This window comes from Micromonospora sp. M42, from assembly GCF_000568915.1.
In the GTDB taxonomy this organism is placed as follows: domain Bacteria; phylum Actinomycetota; class Actinomycetes; order Mycobacteriales; family Micromonosporaceae; genus Micromonospora; species Micromonospora chalcea.
Window position 1 is genome coordinate 424,961 of record NZ_KK037233.1, and the last position, 24,192, is coordinate 449,152.

Genomic DNA, 24,192 nt, shown 5'->3' on the forward strand with positions numbered 1-24,192 from the left:
ACGAGCAGGACGGATACCCATGAGCGACCACATCCTCGAGATGCGTGGCATCACGAAGACCTTCCCCGGGGTCACCGCGCTGCAGGACGTCTCGCTCGCCGTACGGCGCGGCGAGATCCACGCGATCTGCGGCGAGAACGGCGCCGGCAAGTCCACCCTGATGAAGGTGCTGTCCGGGGTCTACCCGGCGGGCAGCTACGACGGCCAGATCGTCTTGGACGGCGAGCCGGTCGGCTTCCGGGGCATCCAGGACAGCGAAGCGCGCGGCATCGTCATCATCCACCAGGAACTCGCGTTGGTGCCGTACCTGTCGATCGCCGAGAACATCTTCCTCGGTAACGAGCGCCGGGGCCGCGGCGGGCTCATCGACTGGCACCGCACCAACGCCGAGGCCGCGGCGCTGCTGCGGTCGGTCGGGCTGCACGAGAACCCGGTCACCCCGGTCATCCAGCTGGGCGTCGGCAAGCAGCAGCTGGTGGAGATCGCCAAGGCGCTGTCCAAGAAGGTGCGGCTGCTGATCCTCGACGAGCCCACAGCGGCGCTCAACGACGTCGACTCGGCGCACCTGCTCGACCTGATGCGCAGCCTCCGCGGCCAGGGCATCACCTGCATCATGATCTCGCACAAGCTGGGTGAGATCACGGCGATCGCCGACTCGACCACCGTCATCCGCGACGGCCGTACCGTCGAGACGCTCGACATGGCCGACGGCGGCGCGACCCAGGACCGGATCATCCGCGGCATGGTCGGGCGCGACCTGGCCACCTTCTACCCGACCCGCGACGTCACCCCCGGCGAGGAGGTGCTGCGGATCGAGGACTGGACGGTGCGGCACCCGACACAGGACCGCCTGGTGGTCGACCGGGCCTCGCTGCACGTGCGCGCCGGTGAGGTCGTCGGCATCGCCGGCCTGATGGGCGCCGGGCGCACCGAGCTGGCGATGAGCGTGTTCGGCCGCGCCTACGGCCGCGACATCAGCGGCCGTCTGTACGTCAAGGGCCGCGAGGTGCGGGCGCGCACGGTGGCCGAGGCGATCGCCAACGGCATCGCGTACGCCACCGAGGACCGCAAGCACTACGGCCTCAACCTCATCGACGACGTCCGGGGCAACATCTCGGCCGCCGCGCTCGACAAGCTCGCCCGCAACGGCTGGATCGACGGCAACCGGGAGATCCAGGTCGCCGAGCGGGGACGGCGCGACATGAACATCAAGGCCCCGACCGTGATGTCGGTGGTGGGCAAGCTCTCCGGCGGCAACCAGCAGAAGGTCGTGCTGGCGAAGTGGCTGTTCACCGACCCGGACGTGCTGATCCTCGACGAGCCGACCCGGGGCATCGACGTCGGCGCGAAGTTCGAGATCTACACGATCGTCAACCGGCTGGTGGCCGAGGGCAAGGCGGTGGTCCTCATCTCCTCCGAACTGCCCGAGCTGCTCGGCATGTGCGACCGCGTCTACACCCTCGCGGCCGGCCGGATCACCGGGGAGATGCCGGTGCGCGAGGCCACCCAGGAGAACCTGATGGAACTCATGACCAAGGACAGGGATCTCGTCCGATGACCAGCACGAAGCCCACGCCCCAGAAGGTCGCCGCGCCCGACACCGGCGCGGCCGCGAGCCTGCACACCGGCACCAGCGACCCGCGCACGCTGATCCTCGGCAACCTGCGGCAGAGCGGCATCTACATCGCCCTGGTGGTGATCGTCGCGCTGTTCGCGGTGCTCACCGACGGTGTCTCGCTCAGCCCCGGCAACCTGACCAACATCGTGCTCCAGTACTCCTACATCCTGGTGCTCGCGATCGGCATGGTCATCGTGATCATCGGCGGCCACATCGACCTGTCCGTGGGATCGGTGGTGGCGCTCACCGGAGCGGTCTCCGCGGTGCTCGTCATCCGGGAGGGCATGCCCTGGTGGGCCGGCGTGCTGGCCGCGCTCGCGGTGGGCGTCGCGGTCGGCGCGTGGCACGGGCTCTGGGTCGCGTACGCCGGGATCCCGGCCTTCATCGTCACCCTGGCCGGCATGCTCCTGTTCCGCGGCCTCACGCTGCGGGTGCTGGACAACATCTCGCTGTCGCCGTTCCCCGAGGAGTACCAGCGGGTCGCCGCCGGCTTCCTCAACGGACTGCTGGGCGGCGAGGGCTACGACGCCTTCACGCTGTTCATCGGCGCGTTCGCCGTCGTCGGGTACGCGGTGGCCGTGTTCCGGACCCGGGTCGCCCGGGTGCGCCACGAGCAGCCGGTGGAGTCGTTCCCGCTGTTCGTCCTGCGGATCGTGGTGGTCGGCGCCGTGGTCATGTGGTTCGCCTGGCAGCTCGCCAACGCCCGCGGCCTGCCGATCGTGCTCATCGTGCTGGCCGTGCTGGTGCTGATCTACGGCCTGCTCACCCGCCGTACCGTGTTCGGCCGGCAGGTGTACGCGATCGGCGGCAACCTGCCCGCGGCGATGCTGTCCGGCGTCCGGGTGAAGCGGGTCAACTTCTGGATCTTCGTCAACATGGGCTTCCTGTCCGCCGTGGCGGGCGTGATCTACTCGTCCCGGTCCAACGGCGCCCAGCCGGCCGCCGGCAACATGTTCGAGCTGGACGCGATCGCGGCCGCCTTCATCGGCGGCGCGGCGGTCACCGGCGGGGTCGGCACCGTGGTCGGCGCCATGGTGGGTGGCCTGATCATGGCGGTGATGAGCAACGGGATGCAGCTCATGGGCGTCGACCAGTCCGTCCAGTCGGTGGTGAAGGGTCTCGTCCTGCTCGTGGCGGTGGCGTTCGACATCTGGAACAAGCGCCGGGCGGCCGGCGCCCGGTGACGGCCGGCCGGACGCTCGCCCCTTCGTCCGGCCGACCGCCGTTCACCGGCCGCAGCCGCTCACGCCCGGCTCCACCGTTGGTTGGTGTTGCCGTGGCAGGTCCAGACGATCACCCGGGTGCCGTTGGCGGTGCCCGCGTTGTCGACGTCCAGGCACAGCGACGGGAAGCGTCCGTTGCTCACCGTGCCGTTGCCGTTGATGGTCCACTGCTGGTTGGTGCCGCCGTTGCAGTCCCAGATCTGCACCCGGGTGCCGGCGGTCGCGTTCGTCGGCACGTCCAGGCACTTGCCGAGCACCTGCAACGCCTGCCCGTTGGTGGTGAACTGCTGGTTGGCGTTGTTGTGGCAGTCCCAGATCAGCGTGCCGGTGCCGTTGGCGGTGCCGGCGTTGTCGACGTCGAGGCACCGGCCGGACGACTCGCTGCGCAGCCGGAACGTGGTCGGGACCGGTGGCGGGGTGGTGGTGCCGCCGCCGCTGACCCGGTAGACCACGGTGCCGTGGGCCGGGACGCTGGCGGAGATCGTGCCGCTGGTGCTGGAGGTGGCGTCGGTCCAGGCGTCGCGCAGCGTGAACGAGCTGCCGCTCTTGCCGATCGCCGCCGCCGTGGTGGAGACGGTGGTGGTCGAGCTGCCCTGGTTGAACAGGGCGACCGCCACGTCTCCGTTGGCCAGCGGCTTGGCCAGCACCCGCCGGGTGCCGTCGAAGGAGACCTGGACCGCCTGGCGGCCGAGCGTGTCCTGGTTGATCGCGACCAGGTTGGCGTTGCGCAGGATCGCCAGCGTGGCCGCGTTCGCCGAGCGTACGTCGTTGCCCATCATCAGCGGCGCCGCCAGCATCGACCAGAGCGCGAAGTGGCTGCGCATCTCGGTGTCGTTCATGCCCCCTCGGCCGACCTCCAGCATGTCCGGGTCGTTGAACCCGCCGGGGGCGGCGTACCCGGCCAGGGGCACCGTGACGTCGACGATGTTCTGGATGCCCATCGGGTAGCCGTTGGTCTGGCCGGTGTTCCACGCGTTGGTGATGTCCTCGGTGGTCCGCCAGAGGTTCGCCACGTCGCTCCAGTTGCGCTGCGGCCCGGTCTTGGCGTGGTAGCTGTTGGGGTTGATGCTGTAGACGATCGGCCGGCCGGTGGAGGCCAGCGCGTCGCGCATGATGCCGAACCGCGCCACCTGGTCGTTTATCGTCCCGGTGCCGGAGCACCAGTCGTACTTGAGGTAGTCCACGCCCCACGCGGCGAACTGCCGCGCGTCCTGGTACTCGTGGTTGAGGCTGCCGGTGGCGCCGGGGAACGCGCCGCCGACCTGGGCGCAGGTCTTGTCCAGCGGCACCTGGTAGATGCCGAACAGCAGGCCACGGGCGTGCAGGTAGTCACCGAGCGCCTTCATCCCGCTGGGGAACCGTTGCGGGTGCGCCTGGAGGTTGCCCTGCGCGTCCCGGTTCGGGTTGAACCAGCAGTCGTCCACGACGACGTACTTGTACCCGAGGTCGCGCAGTCCGTTGGCGACGATCGCGTCGGCGGTCTGCTGGATGAGGGTCTCGTTGATGTTGCAGCCGAACGTGTTCCAGGTGTTCCACCCCATCGGCGGCGTACGGGCGACGCCGTTGTCCAGCGCCCGGGCCGGGCGTGGGGCGACTGCCCCGTCGGTGACGGTGGCTGCGAGCGCCACCGCCGCGACACCCAGGACGGCGAGCGTCCGTCGGGTCCATCTGCGCACTGGGTCCTCCTCGGTGGCCGGGCGCCGTCCGTGCCGGTACCCGGAAGGGAGCGGCCCGCCGGTCGCACGGCGTCGCCCGTGGTCCACGGGGACGGACGCGGCACGGCAGTTCCACCAGGGCCGGTCGGTGCCGGCGGGCGCTCGTGGGTGGTGGGGTTCCGGCGGTCGACGGGGTCGCCGTCCGTCGCCGCCCGGCTGCGGCGCCGGGGTTTCCCGGACAGCGGCGCCACAGTGTGTGGGGATGGCGAAATGTTATCGCTGACATCAAACACTGTAAATAGCCTGGCGACCCTCGGGCGGCTTGCGGCGGCCTGCTGCCGAGGGTGCCGCGGTGAGAAAAAGAGCCGCTGAGCGGCCCTCTGGGCGGCCCCGCGGCGGCATCTGGGCCCTCGGGCCGGGGGAGTCGGGAGCGCCGAGAGAATTTCCGGAAGTTCCATCGATTGTTGTCGCTAACAGGCTGTCTGCCCGAGGTTCGACCGCGCCGTCGGCGTGGATCTCCCGGCCGGCGGCCGGGCCGGTCCGCGCGGGGCGGAGGACGCCGGTTCCGGGCGCCGCCGCTCGTTACGTAGCTGTTGCCCGGACGTGTCTTGACGGATGTGTATGTGAGCGCTAACACTAACTCCGTGACACGGCGGAGGTGCAAATGAGCGAAGTGGACGCGACCGACCGGTACGTGATCGGGGTCGACTTCGGCACGTTGTCCGGCCGGGCGCTGGTGGTCCGGGTCCGCGACGGCGCTGAACTCGGCACCGCGGTGCACGACTACCGGCACGGGGTCATCGAGACCGCGCTGCCCGACGACGGCCCGGCGTTGCCGCCGGACTGGGCGCTGCAGGACCCCGACGACTACCGCGACGTGCTGCGCCACGCCGTACCGGCAGCGCTCTCGGCGGCCGGCGTGGACCCGGCACTGGTGGTCGGGATCGGCATCGACTTCACCGCCTGCACGGTCCTGCCGACGCTCGCCGACGGCACGCCGCTGTGCGAGATCCCGGAGCTGCGCCACCGGCCGCACGCCTGGGTCAAGCTCTGGAAGCACCACGCCGCGCAGCCGCACGCCGACCGGATCAACGCGCTGGCGCACGAACGCGGCGAGCCGTGGATCGGCCGCTACGGCGGCAAGATCTCCGCGGAGTGGCAGTTCGCCAAGGGGCTGCAGATCCTGGACGAGGACCCGGAGATCTACCGGCGCGCCGAGCGCTTCATCGAGGCGGCCGACTGGATCGTCTGGCAGCTGTGCGGCGTCGAGACGCGCAACGTCTGCACCGCCGGCTACAAGGGCATCCGGCAGGACGGCCGCTACCCGTCCCCGGACTACCTGGCCGCGCTCGACCCGGACTTCACCGACTTCGTCACCAAGCTGGACGGTCCGCTGCTGCCGCTGGGCGCGCGGGCCGGCGCGCTCGACGCCCGCGCCGCCGCCTGGACCGGTCTGCCCGAGGGCATCGCGGTCGCGGTCGGCAACGTCGACGCGCACGTCACCGCCGCCGCCGCCCAGGCGCTGCGGCCCGGCCGGCTGGTGGCCATCATGGGCACCTCCACCTGCCACGTGCTCAACGGCACCCACCCGGCCGAGGTGCCGGGCATGTGCGGCGTGGTCGACGGCGGCATCAGCCCCGGCGCCTGGGGCTTCGAGGCCGGGCAGAGCGGCGTGGGGGACATCTTCGGCTGGTTCGTGCGCCACGGCGCCCCGGCCGGATTCGATTCGCACGAGCGGCTCACCGAGGCCGCCGCGGCCCAGCCGGTCGGCGCGCACGGCCTGGTGGCGCTGGACTGGTGGAACGGCAACCGGTCGCTGCTGGTCAACCACGACCTGAGCGGGCTGATCGTCGGGCTGACGCTGGCCACCCGGCCGCCGGACGTCTACCGGGCGCTGCTGGAGGCCACCGCGTACGGCACCCGGATGATCGTCGAGGCGTTCGCGCAGGCCGGAGTGCCGGTCGACGACCTGGTGGTGGCCGGCGGGCTCACCTCCAACCGGCTGCTGATGCAGATCTACGCCGACGTCACGAACCGGCCGCTGAGCATCATCGGCTCCGCCCAGGGGCCGGCGCTCGGCTCGGCCATCCACGCCGCGGTCGCGGCCGGCGAGTACCAGTCGATCCACGAGGCGTCCGCCGCGATGGGACGGATCGAGGAGGCGGTCTACCGGCCCGTACCGGAGAACGTCCGGGCGTACGACGCGCTCTACGCCGAGTACCGCGCGCTGCACGACCACTTCGGCCGCGGCGCGAACGACGTCATGCTGCGCCTGCGGGCGATCCGCAACGCGGCGGTCGACGCCCGCGCCGCCGCGCCCTTGGAGGTGGTCGGATGAACAGCCAGGTCGCCGAGCTGCGCGAGACGGTGGCCCGCCTGCACCGCGAGCTGACCCGCTACGGGCTGGTGGCCTGGACCGCCGGCAACGTCTCGGCCCGCGTACCCGGTCAGGACCTGATGGTCATCAAGCCCAGCGGCGTCGACTACGACGACCTGACCGCCGAGTCCATGGTGGTCTGCGACCTGAGCGGCACTGTCGTCGACGGCGGCGGCTCGCCGTCCAGCGACACCGCCGCGCACGCCTACGTCTACCGCGCGATGCCCGAGGTCGGCGGCGTGGTGCACACCCACAGCGGCTACGCCACCGCCTGGGCGGCCCGGGGCGAGGCGATCCCGTGCTGGCTGACCGCGCAGGCCGACGAGTTCGGCGGGGAGATCCCGGTCGGGCCGTTCGCGCTGATCGGCGGCGACGACATCGGCAAGGGGATCGTCAGCACGCTGTCCGGGCACCGCTCGCCCGCGGTGCTCATGCGCAACCACGGCGTGTTCACCATCGGCCGGGACGCCCGGGCGGCGGTCAAGGCCGCCGTGATGTGCGAGGACGTCGCCCGCACCGCGCACCTGGCCCGAGCGCTCGGGCAGCCGCTGCCGATCGCGCCGGCCGACATCGACTCGCTCTACGACCGTTACCAGAACGTCTACGGCCAACGCCCGCCGGCGCCCTGACCCCGGACCGGGCGCCGCGCACCCACCCCACCACCACACCCGGACGCACCGGCTCCCCGCCGCGCGTCCGGAACATCCAACCCCGGAGGAGAACCGATGAGTACCAGGAGCACGGCCCGCAGGGTCATCGCCGCGCTCGCCGGCGTGCTGCTCGCCGGCAGCATGGCGGCCTGCGGCAACAGCGACACCGGTGGCGATTCCGGTGACGGCAACGACAAGATCGTCCTGGGTTTCTCCCAGGTGGGCGCCGAGAGCGGCTGGCGCACCGCGAACACCACCTCGATCAAGGAAGCGGCCGCCGAGGCCGGCATCGAGCTGAAGTTCGACGACGCGCAGCAGAAGCAGGAGAACCAGATCAAGGCGATCCGCAACTTCATCCAGCAGAAGGTCGACGTGATCGCCTTCTCGCCGGTGGTGGAGTCGGGCTGGGACACCGTGCTCAAGGAGGCCAAGGACGCGAAGATCCCGGTCATCCTGACCGACCGCGCGGTCGACTCGGCCGACAAGTCGCTCTACAAGACGTTCCTCGGCTCGGACTTCGTCAAGGAGGGCCGCCTCGCCGGCGAGTGGCTGGTGGAGCAGAAGAAGGCGGCGTCCGGCCCGGTCAACATCGTCGAGCTGCAGGGCACGACCGGCTCGGCCCCGGCCAACGACCGGAAGAAGGGCTTCGCCGAGGCGATCGCCGCCAACCCCAACCTGAAGATCGTCGCGTCGCAGTCGGGTGACTTCACCCGGGCCGGCGGCAAGCAGGTCATGGAGCAGTTCCTCAAGGCCAACCCGAAGATCGACGTGCTCTTCGCGCACAACGACGACATGGGTCTGGGCGCGCTCGAGGCGATCAGCGCGGCGGGCAAGACGCCCGGCAAGGACATCACCATCATCACCGTCGACGCGGTGAAGGACGGCATGCAGGCCCTCGCGGACGGCAAGTTCAACTTCATCGCCGAGTGCAGCCCGCTGCTCGGCCCGCAGCTGATGGAGCTGGTCAAGAAGGTCAAGGCCGGCGAGGAGGTCCCCGCCCGGATCGAGACCGAGGAGACCACCTTCACCCAGGAGCAGGCCAAGGAGGCACTGCCCAACCGCAAGTACTGACCCACCCCGGGGGTCGCCGTCGCGAGACGGCGGCCCCCGTGCCACCACCGTCTAGAAGAGGTCCGATGGGATGACGGGTAACCGTCCGGTCCTGACCATGACCGGCATCAGCAAGACCTTCCCCGGGGTCCGCGCGCTGCACGACGTCGACTTTCGGTTGTTCCCGGGCGAGGTCCACGCCCTGATGGGTGAGAACGGCGCCGGCAAGTCCACCCTGATCAAGGTGCTGACCGGCGTCTACGGGACCGATGCGGGCGTCATCACCCTCGACGGCGAGCAGGTCTCGTTCAGCGGGCCGATGCAGGCCGCCGCGGCCGGCGTCAGCACCGTCTACCAGGAGGTCAACCTCTGCACCAACCTGTCGGTGGCGGAGAACGTCTTCATCGGCCGCGAGCCGCGCCGGCTCGGCGCGGTGCGCTGGGGCGAGATGCGCCGGCGGGCCCGCGACCTGCTGGCCCGGCTCGACCTCGACCTCGACGTCTCCGCGCCGCTGGGCACGTACTCGCTCGCGGTGCAGCAGATGGTCGCCATCGCCCGGGCGATCGACGTGCAGGCCCGGGTGCTGATCCTGGACGAGCCGACGTCCAGCCTGGACGCCGGCGAGGTGGCGCAGCTGTTCCGGATCATGCGCCAGCTCCGTGACGAGGGCATTGCGATCCTGTTCGTCACGCACTTCCTCGACCAGGTCTACGGCATCGCGGACCGCATCACGGTGTTGCGCAACGGCACGCTGGTGGGGGAGTACCGCACCGAGGAGCTGCCGCAGTTCAGCCTGGTCGAGAAGATGATCGGGCAGGAGCTGGACGTGCTGGAGCGGCTCGACGAGCAGCAGAAACGCGCCACCGTCGACACCGCTGACGAGGCCCCGCTGGTGGACGCCGACGGGCTGGGCCGGCGTGGCGCGGTCGCCCCGTTCAGCCTGCGCATCCACGCCGGTGAGGTGGTCGGCCTGGCCGGGCTGCTCGGCTCCGGCCGTACCGAGGTGGCGCGGCTGATCTTCGGCGCGGACCGGGCCGACCACGGCCAGGTCCGGCTCGACGGCGGCCGGGCGCCGGTGCGCAACCCGATCCAGGCCATCGGCCAGGGTGTCGGCTTCTGCTCGGAGAACCGGCGGGCCGAGGGCATCGTCCCGGAGCTGACGGTCCGGGAGAACATGATCCTGGCGATGCAGGCCGCGCGCGGCTGGCTGCGTCCGATCCCGCGCCGCCGCCAGGACGAGCTGGTCCGCAGGTACGTCGAGGCGCTGAGCATCCGCCCGGCCAACCCGGAACTGCCGGTGCGCAACCTGTCCGGCGGCAATCAGCAGAAGGTGCTGCTGGCCCGCTGGCTCATCACCGAGCCGCGCCTGCTCATCCTGGACGAGCCGACCCGCGGCATCGACGTCGGCGCGAAGGCCGAGATCCAGAAGCTGGTGGTGCAGCTCTCCGACGGCGGCATGGCGGTGCTGTTCATCTCCGCCGAGCTGGAGGAGGTGCTGCGCCTGAGCCATCGGGTCGCGGTCATGCGCGACCGCGAGATGGTCGCCCAGCTCGACAACGACGACACGCTCGACGCCGACCGCGTCATGCGCACCATCGCCAGCGGCACCACGCGGAAGGAGGTGACCCGATGACCGCCGTCGCCGCCCGCCTCCGCCCGCTCACCGGCCACCGCCTGTTCTGGCCGGCGCTGGTGCTCGTGGTGATGCTCGCCGCGAACACCGTCTACCGTCCCGGCTTCCTCGCCGTCGAGGTCAAGAACGGCCACCTGTACGGCACGCCCATCGACATCCTGCGGCTGAGCGCGCCGCTGATCCTGGTCGCGCTCGGGATGACGCTCGTCATCGCCACCGGCGGCATCGACCTGTCCGTCGGGTCGCTCTGCGCCATCAGCGGCGCGATCGCCTGCCTGCACATCAGCGGGGCGGCCGACCAGAACAGCCCGGCCACGGTGGCCACCGCGCTGGCGCTGGCCTTCGGCGCCGCGCTGGTGCTCGGCGCGTGGAACGGCGTGCTCGTGGCGGTCATCGGCATCCAGCCGATCATCGCCACGCTGATCCTCATGGTGGCCGGCCGGGGCATCGCCCAGCTGGTCACCGAGGGGCAGATCATCACGATCAACTCCGGGCCGTACCGGGCGATCGGGCTCGGGCACTTCCTGACGCTGCCGCTGGCCATCCTGATCGCGCTCGCCGCCGCGCTGCTGGTGGCCGCGTTCACCCGGCGTACCGCGCTCGGCCTGATCGTCGAGTCGGTCGGCGGTAACGCCGAGGCCAGCCGGCTGGCCGGCATCCGGTCGCGGCGCATCGTCTTCCTCGTCTACGTGATCAGCGCCGCCTGCGCCGCGCTCGCCGGCTTCATGGTCACCGCGAACGTGTCCAGCGCCGACGGCAACGCCGCCGGCCTGTGGATCGAGCTCGACGCGATCCTGGCGGTCGTGATCGGCGGCACGTCGCTCGCCGGGGGCCGGTTCTCCCTCGGCGGCACCGTCCTCGGCGCGCTGATCATCCAGACCCTGACCACCACCGTGTACGCCATGAACATCTCGCCGCAGACGTCGCTGCTGTTCAAGGCGGTCGTCGTCATCGCCGTCTGCCTCGTGCAGGCCCCGGCGTTCCGCGCCCGGCTGCGCCGGCGGCGGCGCGGGACCGAGCCCGGGCCGGCGGCGCCGCAGCGGGAGAAGGAGCAGGTGCCGGCATGAGCAGCACGTCGTTGACCACCGGCCGCTCCTGGCGGCCCAGCCTGCCCCGGCGGCACGTCCCGGTGCTGGCGACGCTCGCCCTGCTGCTCGTCATGTACGGCATCGGCGTGTCCCAGTACCGCGCGTTCTCCAACATCCAGGTCGTCTTCAACGTCTTCATCGACAACGGCTTCCTGCTCGTCGTCGCGGTCGGCATGACGTTCGTGATCCTCACCGGCGGCATCGACCTGTCCGTCGGCTCGGTGGTCGCGATGACCGCGATGGTGTCGGCGTCGCTGCTGCGCGACGGCCTGCCCGCGGCGCTGGTGCTGGTCATCGCGCTGCTGATCGGCCCGACGCTGGGCTTCCTGATGGGCTGCGCGATCCACTTCTTCGAGATCCAGCCGTTCATCGTCACACTCGCCGGGATGTTCTTCGCCCGCGGCATGTGCACGTTCATCAGCGACTCCTCGATCTCCATCACCGACGGCTTCTGGACGTCGATGTCGCAGCAGCGCATCGGCGACCCGGCCGGCAACTTCGTCTCGATCAGCGTGCTCATCGCGTTCGCGGTGGTGCTGATCGCGGCGTACGTGCTGGCGTACACCCGGTTCGGCCGCAACGTGTACGCGGTCGGCGGCAACGCGCAGTCGGCGCTGCTGATGGGCCTGCCGGTGGCGCGGACCCGGATCGCCGTCTACACGATCAGCGGGCTCTGCTCGGCCATCGGCGGCATCCTGCTGTCGTTCTACACGCTCTCCGGCGCGCCGCTGATCGCCGTCGGGATGGAGCTGGACGTGATCGCGGCTGTGGTGATCGGCGGCACCGTGCTCACCGGCGGTTCCGGGTACGTCTTCGGCACCGTGCTCGGCGTGCTGGTGCTCGGCGTGATCCAGACCCTGATCACGTTCGACGGCAGCCTCAACTCCTGGTGGACCAAGATCGTGATCGGCGGGCTGCTCTTCGCGTTCATCCTCCTCCAGCGCCTCATCGGCATCCGGTTCAAGTGACGGTTCCTAGCGCGGAAGGCAACAACATGGCAACTCACCCCCAGCCCGAGGTCTGGTTCCTCACCGGCAGCCAGGGCCTCTACGGCGAGGACACCCTGCGGCAGGTCGCCGAGCAGTCCCGGCAGATCGCCGCGCGCCTGGACTCCTCGCCGGACATCCCCGTCCGCGTGGTCTGGAAGCCGGTCCTCACCTCCAGCGCGGACATCCTGGCGGTGTGCCGGGACGCGGCCGTGCAGGGCGCGGTCGGGGTGATCGCCTGGATGCACACGTTCTCCCCGGCCAAGATGTGGATCTCCGGGCTGGACGCGCTACGGACGCCGCTGCTGCACCTGCACACGCAGGCGAACGTGGCGCTGCCGTGGGACGAGATCGACATGGACTTCATGAACCTCAACCAGGCCGCCCACGGCGACCGGGAGTTCGGGTTCGTCCAGACCCGGCTCGGGGTGGCCCGCAAGACCGTCGCCGGCCACGTCACCGACCCGCGCGTCGTCGGCCGGGTCGCGGCCTGGGCCCGGGCCGCCGTCGGCTGGTCGGCGCTGCGGACGCTGCGGCTGGCGCGCTTCGGCGACAACATGCGCGACGTCGCGGTCACCGAGGGGGACAAGGTCGAGGCGGAGCTGCGCTTCGGCGTATCGGTGAACACCTACGGCGTCAACGACCTCGTCGCGGCCGTCGACCAGGTGGCGGACGCGCAGGTGGACGACCTGGTCAAGGAGTACGACGACACCTTCCGGGTGGCGCCGGAGCTGCGGCCCGGCGGGGACCGGCACGACTCGCTGCGGTACGCGGCGCGCCAGGAGCTGGGCCTGCGCGCGTTCCTGGAGGCCGGCGGGTTCCGGGCGTTCACCACGAACTTCGAGGACCTCGGCGGGCTGCGCCAGCTTCCCGGGATCGCGGTGCAACGCCTGATGGCCGACGGCTACGGCTTCGGCGGCGAGGGCGACTGGAAGACCTCGGTGCTGGTGCACACGCTCAAGGCGATGGCCGTCGGGGTGCCGGGCGGCACCTCGTTCATGGAGGACTACACCTACGACCTGACGTTCGGCCAGGAGCTGATCCTCGGCGCGCACATGCTGGAAGTGTGCCCGAGCATCGCCGCCGACGTGCCGAGCGCGCAGGTGCATCCGCTGAGCATCGGCGGGCGGGAGGACCCGGTGCGCCTGGTCTTCGACGCCGCGCCCGGCCCGGCCGTGGTGCTGGGCATGGCGGACATGGGGGAGCGGTTCCGGCTGGTGGCCAACGCGGTGGACGTGGTGCCGCCGCCGCACCCGCTGCGCCGGCTGCCGGTGGCGCGCGCGGTCTGGCGTCCGCAGCCCGACCTGGCCGGCTCGGCGGAGGCGTGGATCACCGCGGGCGCGCCGCACCACACCGTGCTCTCCCAGGCCGTCGGCGTGGAGGAGCTGCGTGACCTGGCGGCGATGGCCCGGACCGAGCTGGTGGTCATCGACGCGGAGACGCGCCCGCACCGCTTCGCCGACGAGCTGCGCTGGAACCAGGCGTACTACCGGCTCGCCCGGGGCTTCTGAACCCCCTCGCCGCCCGCCGCGCCGACCCCGCGTGGCGGGCGGCGTGTTACGCCTTGACGAACGCCATGTTATCGCTCACAGTCGATGGATAGGGTCACCGGCACCGCTCGCGGGCCGTTCCGGGCGCGATCTGCGCCGCAGTTGCCAGGGATCCGACTCCCGCCTGGGTGGGCATCGCTGTTAGCGATAACGCCGACGTCGTCGGCGCGCGTCGCCGTGCCCGGGCTCCGGTCGACGAAGGAGGATCATGGTGACGGCTCGACTGTCCCGTGGACGTGGACGCCTGTCCCGGCTGCTGGCCGGGGTGGTGGCGCTGCTTGTCGGTGGCGTGGTGGTGGGCGCCGTGCCCGCGCCCGTCTCCGCGGCCACCGTGGACACCAGCGCGTACTACGTGCTGGTGAACCGCAACAGCGGCAAGGCGCTGGACCTGTACAACCAGGCGACGAACGACGGCGCGCGGATCACCCAGTGGACGCGCAACGACGGCGCCTGGCAGCAGTGGCAGTTCGTGGACTCCGGCGGTGGCTACTACCGGCTGCGCTCCCGGCACTCGGGCAAGGTGCTGGACGTGACCGGCGCGTCCACCGCCAACGGGGCCGCGGTGGTCCAGTGGACCGACCACGGCGGCACCAACCAGCAGTTCCGGCTGGCCGACTCCGACAGCGGGTACGTCCGGCTGATCAACCGGAACTCGAACAAGGTGATGGAGGTGCAGAACGCCTCCACCGCCGACGGCGGCAACATCGTCCAGTACGACGACTGGAACGGCGCGAACCAGCAGTGGCAGCTGGTGCGGGTCGGCGGCAACCCGGGTGACCCGGGCACGCCGAGCGGCAACTTCACCAACCCGGCGGTCTGGCAGGACTTCGCCGACGTCGACATCATCCGGGTCGGCGACGTCTACTACATGTCCGCCTCCACCATGCACTACTCGCCCGGCGCGCCGGTGCTGCGCTCCTGGGACCTGGTGAACTGGGAGCTCGCCGGGCACTCGGTGCCGCGGCTGGAGTTCGGCACCAAGTACGACCTGAGCGCCAGCGAGCAGGCGTACGTGGACGGCATCTGGGCGTCGACGCTGAACTACCGGCCGAGCAACCGCACGTTCTACTGGGCCGGGTGCATCGATTTCGCGCAGACCCACATCTACACCGCCACCGCCGTGGACGGCGCGTGGAGCCGCCTTGCCACCATCCCCAACTGCTACTACGACGCCGGCATGCTGATCGACGACAACGACACCATGTACGTCGCGTACGGCAACGGCACGATCAGCGTGGCCCAGCTCTCCGCCGACGGGCGCAGCCAGGTGCGGGCGCAGCAGGTCTACCAGACGCCGTCGAGCATCGGCACGCTGGAGGGGGCGCGCTTCTACAAGCGCAACGGCGCGTACTACATCTGGCTGACCCGGCCGGCCAACGGCCAGTACGTGCTGAAGTCCACGAACGGCCCGTTCGGCCCGTACGAGCAGCGGCAGGTGCTGCTGAACCTGCCCGGCCCGATCTCCGGTGGCGGCGTGCCGCACCAGGGCGGGCTGGTGCAGACGCAGACCGGCGCCTGGTACTACATGGCGTTCACCGACGCCTACCCGGGCGGCCGGATGCCGACGCTGGCGCCGATCACCTGGACCTCCGACGGCTGGCCGCAGCTGCAGACCGTCAACGGGGCCTGGGGTGCGAGCTATCCCAACCCGCTGCCGACCCGCCCGGTCAAGCCGCTCACCGGCACCGACACGTTCTCCGGCACCACGCTCGGCCCGCAGTACGAGTGGAACCACAACCCGGACAACAGCAGGTGGTCGGTGAACAACGGCCTGCGCCTGCAGACCGCCACCGTCACGAACGACCTGTACCGGGCCCGCAACACGCTCACCCACCGCATCCAGGGTCCGACCTCGACCGGCACCATCGAGCTGGACTACTCGACCATGCGCGACGGTGACCGGGCCGGCCTGGCGATGCTGCGGGACAGTTCGGCCTGGATCGGCGTACGGCGGGACAACGGCGCGACCCGGGTGGTGATGACAAACGGTCTGACCATGGGCTCGAACTGGAACACCACGAGCACCGGGACGGAGATCGCCGGCGCGGCGGTGTCCGGCGGGCGGATCTGGTTGCGGGCCAACGCCGACATCCGGCCCGGCTCCGGACGGCAGGCGCGGTTCTCCTACAGCACCGACGGGGTGAACTTCGTGTCGCTGGGCAACGCGCTGACGCTCAACAACGCGTGGCAGTTCTTCATGGGCTACCGGTTCGGCTTCTTCAACTACGCCACGCAATCGCTTGGCGGCGCGGTGACGGTGCGGCAGTTCTCGCTGACGACACCGTGACAACGGTCACCATTCGCGGCCGTTGACACATCTTCCATAGCCCGGGGTGCGGCTCCGGCAATCGCCGGAAATGCCGCACCCCGGGCCCAATTCCACCCGCTCCGAGCTGCCTGTTCGTGCCGCTGCGCAACGGAAGGGAATGAGCCGCCTGTCGATTCCGCGATAATCGGCGCGCCACGGTGGGAACGGTCGATCTGCGGTAGCGATACCGATGGGACCGCTGGCGTAGACTGTCGCCACCCGGGACGGTCCGGTCGAGATCGACCGGGTGTGGCCGCCGCGGGCAGTGGCGAAAGTGAGGTGGCCGTGCGCGGTCCTGCGATGACGGACGTGGCTCGCCTCGCCGGGGTTTCGCACCAGACGGTCTCCCGGGTGCTCAACGGGCATCCCAACGTGCGTGAACAGACCCGGCTGCGGGTCCAGGCCGCCATCACCGAGCTCGGCTACCGGCCCAACCGCGCGGCCCGCGCGCTGGTGACCGGCCGTTCCCAGGTGATCGGCGTGGTCGCGCAGAACACCACGCTGTACGGCCCGGCGTCGCTGCTGGCCGCGCTGGAGCAGACCGCCGCCGAGGCGGGTTTCGCGGTGAGCGTCGGCAGCGTCCGCGACCTCGACCACCGTTCCATCTCGGCGGCGGTGGAGCGGCACCTGGCGCACCGGGTGGCCGGCATAGTGGTGATCGCGCCCGTCGAGTCGGCCGGGGAGGCGCTGGAACGGCTGCCCCACGACGTGCCGCTGGTGACAGTCGACGGCGACCCCCGGCGGCCGATCCCGCTGGTCACCGTCGACCAGGTCGCCGGCGCCCGGGCCGCCACCGAGCACCTTCTCGCCGCCGGGCACCGCACCGTCTGGCACGTGTCCGGCCCGTCGGACTGGTTCGACAGCGCCGGCCGGATCGAGGGGTGGCGCGAGGCGTTGCGGCAGGCGGGCGCCGAGGTTCCGCCGCTGGTCCCGGCGGACTGGTCCGCTGCCGCGGGTTACCGGTGCGGGCAGATGCTGGCCCGGATGCCGGAGGTCACCGCGGTCTTCACGGCGAATGACCACCTGGCGCTGGGCGTGCTGCGCGCGCTGCACGAGCACGGCCGCCGCGTACCGGACGACATCAGCGTCGTCGGGTTCGACGACGTGCCCGAGGCGGCGTACTTCATTCCGCCGCTGACCACGGTGCGGCCCGACTTCACGGCGGTGGCCGCGGCGAGCCTGGACCTCCTGCTGGCCCAGATCGAGTCGGAGTCGGCAGGCCCGCTGCGCCAGACCATCGCCCCGACGCTGGTCCCGCGCCGAAGCGTAGGCCCACCCCCCACCCGCTGACCCACCCGGCGCCCCACCCGCCCTCGCCGATCTTGCACTTCGCGCCCGCAGGATGTCCGGTTCGCGAACTTCGCGGGGGCCGAAAGCGCAAGATCGGCGAGCTGGGGCGGCGGGGGTGGGTCAGAGGAAGCGCCAGCGCTGGTGGGCGGCGCCGGTGTCGTCGGCGAGGACAGCCTGCGCGCCCTGGGCGCCGGAACCGCCGCTGAGGCCGAGCACACGGCCCCCGTTCGCGCACTGGATCCGGAACCAGCCGCCGCCGCCGTGCCGCAGCCGCCACCTGTGGTCGGCGGCGCCGTTGTCGGCCCACTGGACGATCCGGGCGCCGGCCGCTGTCGAGGCGCCCTCGACGCCCAGCACCTTGCCGCTGTTGCCGTTGCGCAGCCGCAGGTAGCCGCCGGTGTCCACGAGCGCGGTCCAGAGGTGGTCGGCGGTCCCGGTGTCGCCCCACTGGATGACCGGCCCGCCGTCGGCGGTGGACATGTTCTGCACGCCGAGCACCAGCCCGCTGCCGAGGTTCTGGATCCGCCGCGCCCCGTTGGGCAGGAACCGCCACTGGTTGTCCAGGCTGCCGTTGTCCGGGTCCTGCACGGCGAACGCGCCCTGCGCGGTCGAGCCGCCGGAGATGCCGAGCAGCTTGCCGGTGTGCACGTTGCGCAGCTTGTGGCTGCCGTCGCCGACGTCGACGACGGCCCAGAGATGGTCGGCGGTGCCGTTGTCCGCCCACTGCAGGATCCGGGCGCCGTCGGCGGTGGACATGTTTTCCACGCCCAGCACCTTGCCGCTGTTGACGTTGCGCAGCCGCAGCGCCGACCCGTCGACCACGAGCTGCCAGTCGTGGTCGGCGGTGCCGGTGTCACCCCACTGCAGCGCGAGCCCGCCGTCGGCGGTGGACATGTTCTGGATCCCGAGCACCAGCCCGCTCGCCGCGTTCGCCAGCCGGAAACTCGCCTCGCCGCCGCCACCACTGCCCGTGCCGACCCGCCAGTAGACCGTGTAGTTGTGCCCGTGGGCGTCGTAGAACGGGCCGAGGTTGACGGTGGCGCCGTCGGCCCGGGCGGTGAACGCGAGACTGCCCGTGCCGGTACGGGTGACCGAGGCCGGGTCCAGCGTCGGCAGCGCGCTCAGCGTGGTGTTGCCGTAGTTGCCGGAGAGCACCACCGGCCCGTACGTGATCGCGGCGACCGCGGCGTCGTCGTTGGCGGCCACCGTCGCCACCCGCATCGGCAGCCGGACCGTTACCGTGTCGCCGGAGGTCCAGTCGCGGGTCAGGGCGGCGTAGCTGCCGGGCGTGGTGGCGATGCCGGCCGCGACGCCGTTGACGCTGACGCTCGCCCCGCTGGTCCACGCCGGGATCCGGATCCGCATCGTCCACGATCCGCTCACCGAGCCGGTGACGGTCAGCGTCGTGGTGTCGCCGACCGGGTACGAGGTGGCCTGGGTGACGGTGATGCCGCGCTGGCTCCAGGTGAGCACCGAGGGCATGAACAGGTTGACGGTCAGCGTGGTGCCGTTGTGGAAGTAGATCGCGTCGGCGAGCGTGGTGTTGGTCTCCAGCCCGGTGCCCTGACAGCACCAGAAGGAGTTGTAGTCGGTGCTCCAGGTGCCGCCGCCCCACGCCGGGCCGACACCGCGCCGCCCGCCCGGGTTGAGCGGGGTGAAGTACGTGACGTGACCGTGCGCGTCGGCCGGGTTCTGCTGGCCGATCATGTGGTTGAGCAGCGCGCGTTCGTAGAAGTCGACGTACGCGACCCGGTCCGGGGCGAGCTGCCACAGCTCCCGGGTCAGCTTGAGCATGTTGTACGTGTTGCACGCCTCGCACGTGTCGTTGCGCAGGTAGCCGGCGATCGCGTTCGGGGCACGGAAGTGCTCGGCCTGGCTGTTGCCGCCGATGGCGTACGTGTGCGCGCCGACGGTGATGGCCCACGCGTTGGTGGCGATGTCCCGGTAGCGGGTGACGCCTGTGGCCTTGTACTCCCGGGCCGCGCCGATCCACTTGGGCACCTGCGTGTTGGCGTGCAGCCCGTTGAGCTGGTCGGAGTTGGCGGCGAGCGGGTTGAACACGGCGGCGTGGTCGAACCGCTGCGCGACGGTCAGCCACCGCCCGTCGCCGGTCTGCTGGTAGAGGTCGGTCAGCACCGCGTTCATGCCGCCGAACTCGGTGCCGAGCATGGCCTGCATCTGGGCCGAGGTGAGCCGGCCGGTGCGCTGGTCGACCCAGCCGGCCAGCGCCAGCAGCACGTCCCGGGCCTGGGTGCTGCCGATCAGCCGCCACACGTCCAGCAGCCCGGCCAGCGTCTTGTGGATGCAGTAGTAGGGGACGTTGCCGTTGCTGAGCGTCCGGGCCTCCAGCGCGGCGAAGTCGGACTCCGGGAAGCCGGACAGGTAGCCGGCGCTGAACCCGGCCGCGCCGTTGTTGGCCTGGCAGCGGGCCAGCTCGGCGACCATGGTGAGCGCCTTGTCCCGGCAGGTGGTGTCGCCGAGCACCGCCCACGCCTGCGCCCAGGCGGTCAGGAAGTGACCCTGCATGTGGGTGCGGAACGGGAAGTTCGGCGCGTCCCAGCCACCGTTGGCGGCGGCGCCGCCGGTGGACAGGCGGTGGTTGGCCCGGAAGTTGTAGAGCAGCCGGTTGACGTCCACGAAGCGCAGGTACGCCACTGTGCGGTTCTCGTTGTCCTGCCACCGGCTCGCGGTCAGCCGGACCTGGCCCGGGTCGAACGCGTACGCGGACACGCCGATGTCGGGGCGAGCCGGTGGCAGCGCGGCGTGCGCCGTACCGCCTGCGGTGACGGACCCGGCAGCGGCGCCGGCGGTCGCCGCGACGGCGGTGGCGCCGGTGGCGCGGAGCAGGAATCGGCGGTTCACCAGGGGAGCGGGCATGGACGGCCTCCGTGGCGGGGGACGGTGGTGGCGGGGACGGTGGTGGTGGGGAACGGCTACGCGGTGACCCGGAAGGTGGCGTCCTGCCGGTCGACCGCGGGGGAGCCGGCGCCGAGCGGGTCGATGCGCAGCCGGTAGTCGTAGTGCCGCAGGTAACGGGTGGGGTAGTTGTACGAGCGGAACGACGACCAGGTGGCGTCGGCCAGGCCGGCGGTGCGGTGGAAGGTGGCGTCGGCGCGGAACGTGGCGGTGCCGTCGTTCGGGTCCAGCCGGACCGCGTAGTCGTAGTGCCGCAGGTAGTTGCCGGGGTAGTTGACCGACTCGAACGAGAAGCCGGTGGCGTCGGCAAGACCGGGGATCATCCGCCACATCTGGTCCTGGTACGGGTCGAACGGGTACGCGTCGACGCGGGCGATCCGGTCGGCGTGCCGCACGTAGCGGTCGGGGAAGTTCGACGACTTGAGCCGGACCCAGTTCGGCGTGCCCCAGCGGTTGACCAGCCCGGCGTACTCGGCGTCGGTGATGCCGATCATCGAGCCGTGTTTGGAGTTCAGCGGCGGTGTGTAGTCCCGCTGGTTCAGCGGCGTCCACGAGTTGCCGGAGATGGTCGTCGTGGACCAGGCGTAGTAGTCGTTGTTGACCGGGCTGAACGAGTCGCCCCACAGCCGCCAGCCGCCCTCGTTCGTGCGCAGCAGCAGCGGCGCCTCGATCGCGTTGCCCTGCCGCAGCCCGCTGGTGTACGTGGTGAAGCTGTTCGGCGCGGCGGTGGTGGAGCGGGCGCCGTAGAGATATCCGTCGTCGAGGTTCTTGTAGTAGAGGTACGTGGTGCCGCCGTCGACCACCACGTCGCCGTCGAGCACGCCGAAGGCGGGGCTGAAGTAGACCTGCGGCCCGCTGACGGTGCGGAAGTCGCTCGTGTAGTTGACGAACAGTACGTCCCGGCCGTTGTTGGCGGAGTAGACGATGGCGTACTGCCCACGGGCGGCGTCCCAGAACGCGGTCGGCGCCCAGGTGTGGGTGTCGAGCGTGTGCATGCGGATGCGGCGGTAGCCGGTGAACGCGGTCAGGTCGGCCGAGTCCCACACGTGCAGGTACTGGCTGGTCAGCCCCCAGTTGGTGCCCTTGAGGTCGGTGGCCAGCACCACGAACGTGCCGTCGGTTCTGCGCAGCACGAACGGGTCGCGCAGGCCGAGCTGCCCGGCGGTCGGGGTGACCACCGGGTTGTTCTGGTTCAGCGGAGTCCAGTTCAGCCCGTCCCGGCTGACGGCCAGGTGCAGGCCGTAGTCGGCGCCGAGGCCGTTCGGCGTCTCGGTGAAGTAGGCCATCGCGTAGGCGGTGTTCGCCGCCGCGAACGCGCCGCGGGGCAGGCTGAGCGCGCCGGAGGCGGCGGCAGCCGCGGACAGGGCGCCGACTGTGAACGCGCGTCGGGTCAGGGGCACGACGGGGGCCTTTCTCTGCGGTGGAGATGACGGCCGCGTTAACGCTAACAATGCCCCTTAGCCTGGCGTTCATATAGCTGACTGTCAATCGATTCGCAGCGCTGACGCGAACGCCGCAGGGCGGGCCGCTCGTTCTCGCGGCCCGCCCTGCGGCGGCTGTCCGGCGCCCGGCCGGCGACGGATCAGCGGTTGCGGTAGTGGTCGACGGCAAGCGTCCCACCGCTCAGCAGCGCCAGCGCGCCGAAGGCGGAACCGGCCCACGGGTTGCCGACGACGCTCGACAGCACCACGTTCGCGGCCACGCTCACGATGAGCACCAGCCAGAGCAGCGGGCGCATCCGGGTAATCGACGACGGGGCGGCGGCGGTCTCGGCGGTACGGTCCAGGTCGTTCACGGCTGCCTCCTCGATGATTTCTGCTACCACCGACAGTAGGGACGGGAGCGGCCGGTAACGATCCCGCCAGCACGACAGTCGTGGTACAGCAGGCTGTACTTTCCGCGCCCGGGCCTGCCGGGCGGCGACAGCGGTGACCTATCGTTTCGCCCGGGGGTGGGCCGGGATGGAGTACGTGCGGAGGCGGTTCCGCGTGGCGGTGGCCGCTCTGGAGCACCTCGTCGGCGGGCTGGGCACCGCAGTGCTGGCCCTGGGCACGCTGCTCGGGACGCTCGTCGTCGCGGCGGCGTGCGTCGGCGGGGTCGGGCTGCTGCTCGTACCCGGACTGCTCCAGGCCGTGCGGTCGGTGGCCGACCGCGAGCGCGCCCGGCTGTCCCGGTGGGGGACGCCGATACCGGCGCCCGGCCCGGTCCCGGCCGGGGTGCGCGCGGCGCTGCGCGACCCGGTGGTACGGCGGGAGCTGCGCTGGGTGGCCGTCCACGGGACGCTCGGCTTCGGGGCCGGGCTGCTCGCGCTGGTGCTGCCGATCTACGCCGTGCAGGACATGACGTTCCCGCTCTGGTACCGGCTGGTGCCGCCGGAGGCCGGCGCGCCCGGCATCGGCTGGTGGCACATCGACGGGCTCGGCGACGCGCTCGCGGTCGCCGTGCTCGGGGTCGGCTGGCTGCTTCTCGCGGTCACGACCGGCCCGGCGCTCGCGCGGATCCAGGCCCGGCCGGGCCGGCGGCTGCTGCCCCCGCCGCCCGGGTTCGACCTGTCGCTGCGCGTCGCCGAACTCACCGCCACCCGGGCCGCGGCGCTCGACGCGCACGCGGTGGAGCTGCGCCGGATCGAGCGTTCGCTGCACGACGGCACCCAGAACCGGCTGGTCGCAGTGAACGTGCTGCTCGGCGCCGCCCGGCGGGCGGTGCGCCGCGATCCGGACCGCGCCGACGAGATCCTGGAACGCGCGCAGGACGCGGCCGAGCAGGCGCTCGGCGAGCTGCGTACGGTGGTGCGCGGCATCCTGCCGCCGGTGCTCGGCGACCGGGGACTGGCCGGGGCGCTCGCCGGACTCGCGGCGGAGTGCGCGGTGCCGTGCCGCCTGTCGGTGGACGTCGACGTGCGCTGCGCGGCGTCGGTGGAGGCCACCGCGTACTTCGTGGTGGCCGAGGCGCTGACGAACGTGGTCCGGCACAGCGGCGCGGACGGCGTCGAGGTCGTCGTGCGCCGGGAACGGGACCGGCTGCTGGTGACCATCACCGACGACGGGCGCGGGGACGCCGACGAGACGCGCGGCTCGGGGCTGACCGGCATCCGCCGGCGGGTCGAGGCGTACGACGGGCGGATGACACTGACGAGCCCACCGGGAGGACCGACGAGGATGCACGTGGAGCTGCCATGCGGATCGTGATCGCCGAGGACGACGCGCTGCTGCGCGAGGGGCTGGCGCTGCTGCTGCGCGCCGAGGACCTGGACGTGGTCGCCACCGCCGGCACGCCGGGGGAGTTCCTGACCGCTGTCGACGAGCACCGGCCGGACGTGGCGATCGTCGACGTGCGGATGCCACCCACCCACACCGACGAGGGCATCGTCGCCGCGGTCGAGGCCCGCCGCCGCCGCCCCGGCCTCGCGGTGCTGGTCCTGTCCGCGTACGTCGAGCAGGCGTTCGCCACCGAGCTGTTCGCGGTCGGCGCCTCCGGGCTCGGCTACCTGCTCAAGGAGCGGGTGGGCCGGGTCGAGGAGTTCCTCGCCGCGCTGCACCGCGTCGCGGGCGGCGGCAGCGTGATCGACCCCGAGGTGGTCGGGCAGCTGCTCGCCCGCAACCGGCGGCCGGACACCGCGCTGGCCGAGCTGTCGCCGCGTGAGCACGAGGTGCTGGCGCTGATGGCCGAAGGGCTGGGCAACGGCGCGATCGCCGAGCGGTTGTTCGTCACCGAGGGCGCTGTGCACAAGCACATCCGCAGCATCTTCGCCAAGCTGAGCCTGCCGCCGGACGACCGCGCCGACCGCCGGGTCACCGCGGTGCTGCGCTACCTCGACGACGGCCGCCGGTAGCGCACACGCACGCGCG

The 24,192-nt window shown here is 71.4% G+C and carries 17 protein-coding genes; 13 read left to right on the forward strand and 4 right to left on the reverse strand.

The features are described from left to right. Window positions 1-19: 19 nt before the first annotated feature. Together mmsA and mmsB are read left to right on the forward strand one after the other, a co-directional pair. Window positions 20-1,558 (forward strand): multiple monosaccharide ABC transporter ATP-binding protein, encoded by a 1,539-nt coding sequence (gene mmsA, locus MCBG_RS01560; protein WP_043323301.1) that lies wholly within the window; start codon window positions 20-22, stop codon window positions 1,556-1,558. Beyond that, window positions 1,555-2,802, forward strand: coding sequence for a multiple monosaccharide ABC transporter permease (gene mmsB / locus MCBG_RS01565; protein WP_043323303.1), 1,248 nt, complete (start codon window positions 1,555-1,557; stop codon window positions 2,800-2,802). The genes mmsA and mmsB overlap by 4 nt, the downstream gene beginning before the upstream one ends. Window positions 2,803-2,861: 59 nt before the next feature. On the opposite strand, the gene MCBG_RS01570 is transcribed toward mmsB, so the two are convergent. Continuing rightward, on the reverse strand, window positions 2,862-4,517 hold the full coding sequence (locus MCBG_RS01570; protein ID WP_043323304.1) for a glycoside hydrolase family 27 protein: 1,656 nt from the start codon (window positions 4,515-4,517) through the stop codon (window positions 2,862-2,864). A 643-nt stretch (window positions 4,518-5,160) separates the two neighbouring features. Here MCBG_RS01570 and araB point away from each other — a divergent pair. The 9 genes from araB to MCBG_RS01615 all read left to right on the forward strand — a co-directional run bounded on the left by araB (window position 5,161) and on the right by MCBG_RS01615 (window position 17,428). Continuing rightward, window positions 5,161-6,834: a ribulokinase gene (araB, locus tag MCBG_RS01575; RefSeq protein ID WP_043323306.1), complete on the forward strand. Its 1,674-nt coding sequence runs from the start codon at window positions 5,161-5,163 to the stop codon at window positions 6,832-6,834. After that, window positions 6,831-7,502 carry an L-ribulose-5-phosphate 4-epimerase gene (locus MCBG_RS01580; RefSeq protein ID WP_043323308.1) on the forward strand — a complete coding sequence of 224 codons (672 nt, stop codon included), beginning with the start codon at window positions 6,831-6,833 and terminating at the stop codon, window positions 7,500-7,502. Before araB ends, MCBG_RS01580 begins: the two co-directional genes overlap by 4 nt. 96 nt (window positions 7,503-7,598) lie before the next feature. After that, a complete protein-coding gene (locus tag MCBG_RS01585; protein ID WP_043323310.1) occupies window positions 7,599-8,594 on the forward strand; it encodes an ABC transporter substrate-binding protein in 996 nt (331 codons plus the stop codon). Window positions 8,595-8,664: 70 nt separating this feature from the next. After that, entirely contained in the window at window positions 8,665-10,206 is a 1,542-nt protein-coding gene (locus MCBG_RS01590) for a sugar ABC transporter ATP-binding protein (protein ID WP_043323312.1), read from the forward strand. Then, on the forward strand, window positions 10,203-11,273 hold the full coding sequence (locus MCBG_RS01595) for an ABC transporter permease (RefSeq protein ID WP_043323315.1): 1,071 nt from the start codon (window positions 10,203-10,205) through the stop codon (window positions 11,271-11,273). Before MCBG_RS01590 ends, MCBG_RS01595 begins: the two co-directional genes overlap by 4 nt. Continuing rightward, window positions 11,270-12,262, forward strand: a complete 993-nt coding sequence (gene yjfF / locus MCBG_RS01600) for a galactofuranose ABC transporter, permease protein YjfF (protein ID WP_043323316.1) — start codon at window positions 11,270-11,272, stop codon at window positions 12,260-12,262. The genes MCBG_RS01595 and yjfF overlap by 4 nt, the downstream gene beginning before the upstream one ends. Window positions 12,263-12,288: 26 nt before the next feature. After that, the gene (gene araA / locus MCBG_RS01605; protein ID WP_043323318.1) at window positions 12,289-13,791 is read left to right on the forward strand and encodes an L-arabinose isomerase; all 1,503 of its coding nucleotides are present in this window, start codon (window positions 12,289-12,291) and stop codon (window positions 13,789-13,791) included. A gap of 247 nt (window positions 13,792-14,038) precedes the next feature. Continuing rightward, the gene (locus tag MCBG_RS01610; RefSeq protein WP_223200984.1) at window positions 14,039-16,117 is read left to right on the forward strand and encodes an RICIN domain-containing protein; all 2,079 of its coding nucleotides are present in this window, start codon (window positions 14,039-14,041) and stop codon (window positions 16,115-16,117) included. A 321-nt stretch (window positions 16,118-16,438) separates the two neighbouring features. Beyond that, complete coding sequence (locus tag MCBG_RS01615) at window positions 16,439-17,428, forward strand: LacI family DNA-binding transcriptional regulator (RefSeq protein ID WP_176722811.1); 990 nt, start codon at window positions 16,439-16,441, stop codon at window positions 17,426-17,428. Window positions 17,429-17,548: 120 nt separating this feature from the next. Here the strand turns inward: MCBG_RS01615 and MCBG_RS01620 are convergent, their stop codons facing one another. The 3 genes from MCBG_RS01620 to MCBG_RS01630 all read right to left on the reverse strand — a co-directional run bounded on the left by MCBG_RS01620 (window position 17,549) and on the right by MCBG_RS01630 (window position 22,139). Then, a complete protein-coding gene (locus MCBG_RS01620; RefSeq protein WP_043323320.1) occupies window positions 17,549-20,305 on the reverse strand; it encodes a beta-L-arabinofuranosidase domain-containing protein in 2,757 nt (918 codons plus the stop codon). 56 nt (window positions 20,306-20,361) lie between these two features. Further along, the gene (locus MCBG_RS01625) at window positions 20,362-21,744 is read right to left on the reverse strand and encodes a glycoside hydrolase family 43 protein (RefSeq protein WP_043323322.1); all 1,383 of its coding nucleotides are present in this window, start codon (window positions 21,742-21,744) and stop codon (window positions 20,362-20,364) included. Window positions 21,745-21,926: 182 nt separating this feature from the next. Beyond that, the gene (locus MCBG_RS01630; RefSeq protein ID WP_043323325.1) at window positions 21,927-22,139 is read right to left on the reverse strand and encodes a hypothetical protein; all 213 of its coding nucleotides are present in this window, start codon (window positions 22,137-22,139) and stop codon (window positions 21,927-21,929) included. 166 nt (window positions 22,140-22,305) lie between these two features. Between MCBG_RS01630 and MCBG_RS01635 the strand changes: the two genes are divergently transcribed. Together MCBG_RS01635 and MCBG_RS01640 are read left to right on the forward strand one after the other, a co-directional pair. Then, entirely contained in the window at window positions 22,306-23,532 is a 1,227-nt protein-coding gene (locus MCBG_RS01635) for a sensor histidine kinase (protein WP_043323327.1), read from the forward strand. Continuing rightward, complete coding sequence (locus MCBG_RS01640; RefSeq protein WP_030499160.1) at window positions 23,520-24,176, forward strand: response regulator transcription factor; 657 nt, start codon at window positions 23,520-23,522, stop codon at window positions 24,174-24,176. Before MCBG_RS01635 ends, MCBG_RS01640 begins: the two co-directional genes overlap by 13 nt. The last annotated feature ends 16 nt before the right edge of the window (window positions 24,177-24,192 follow it).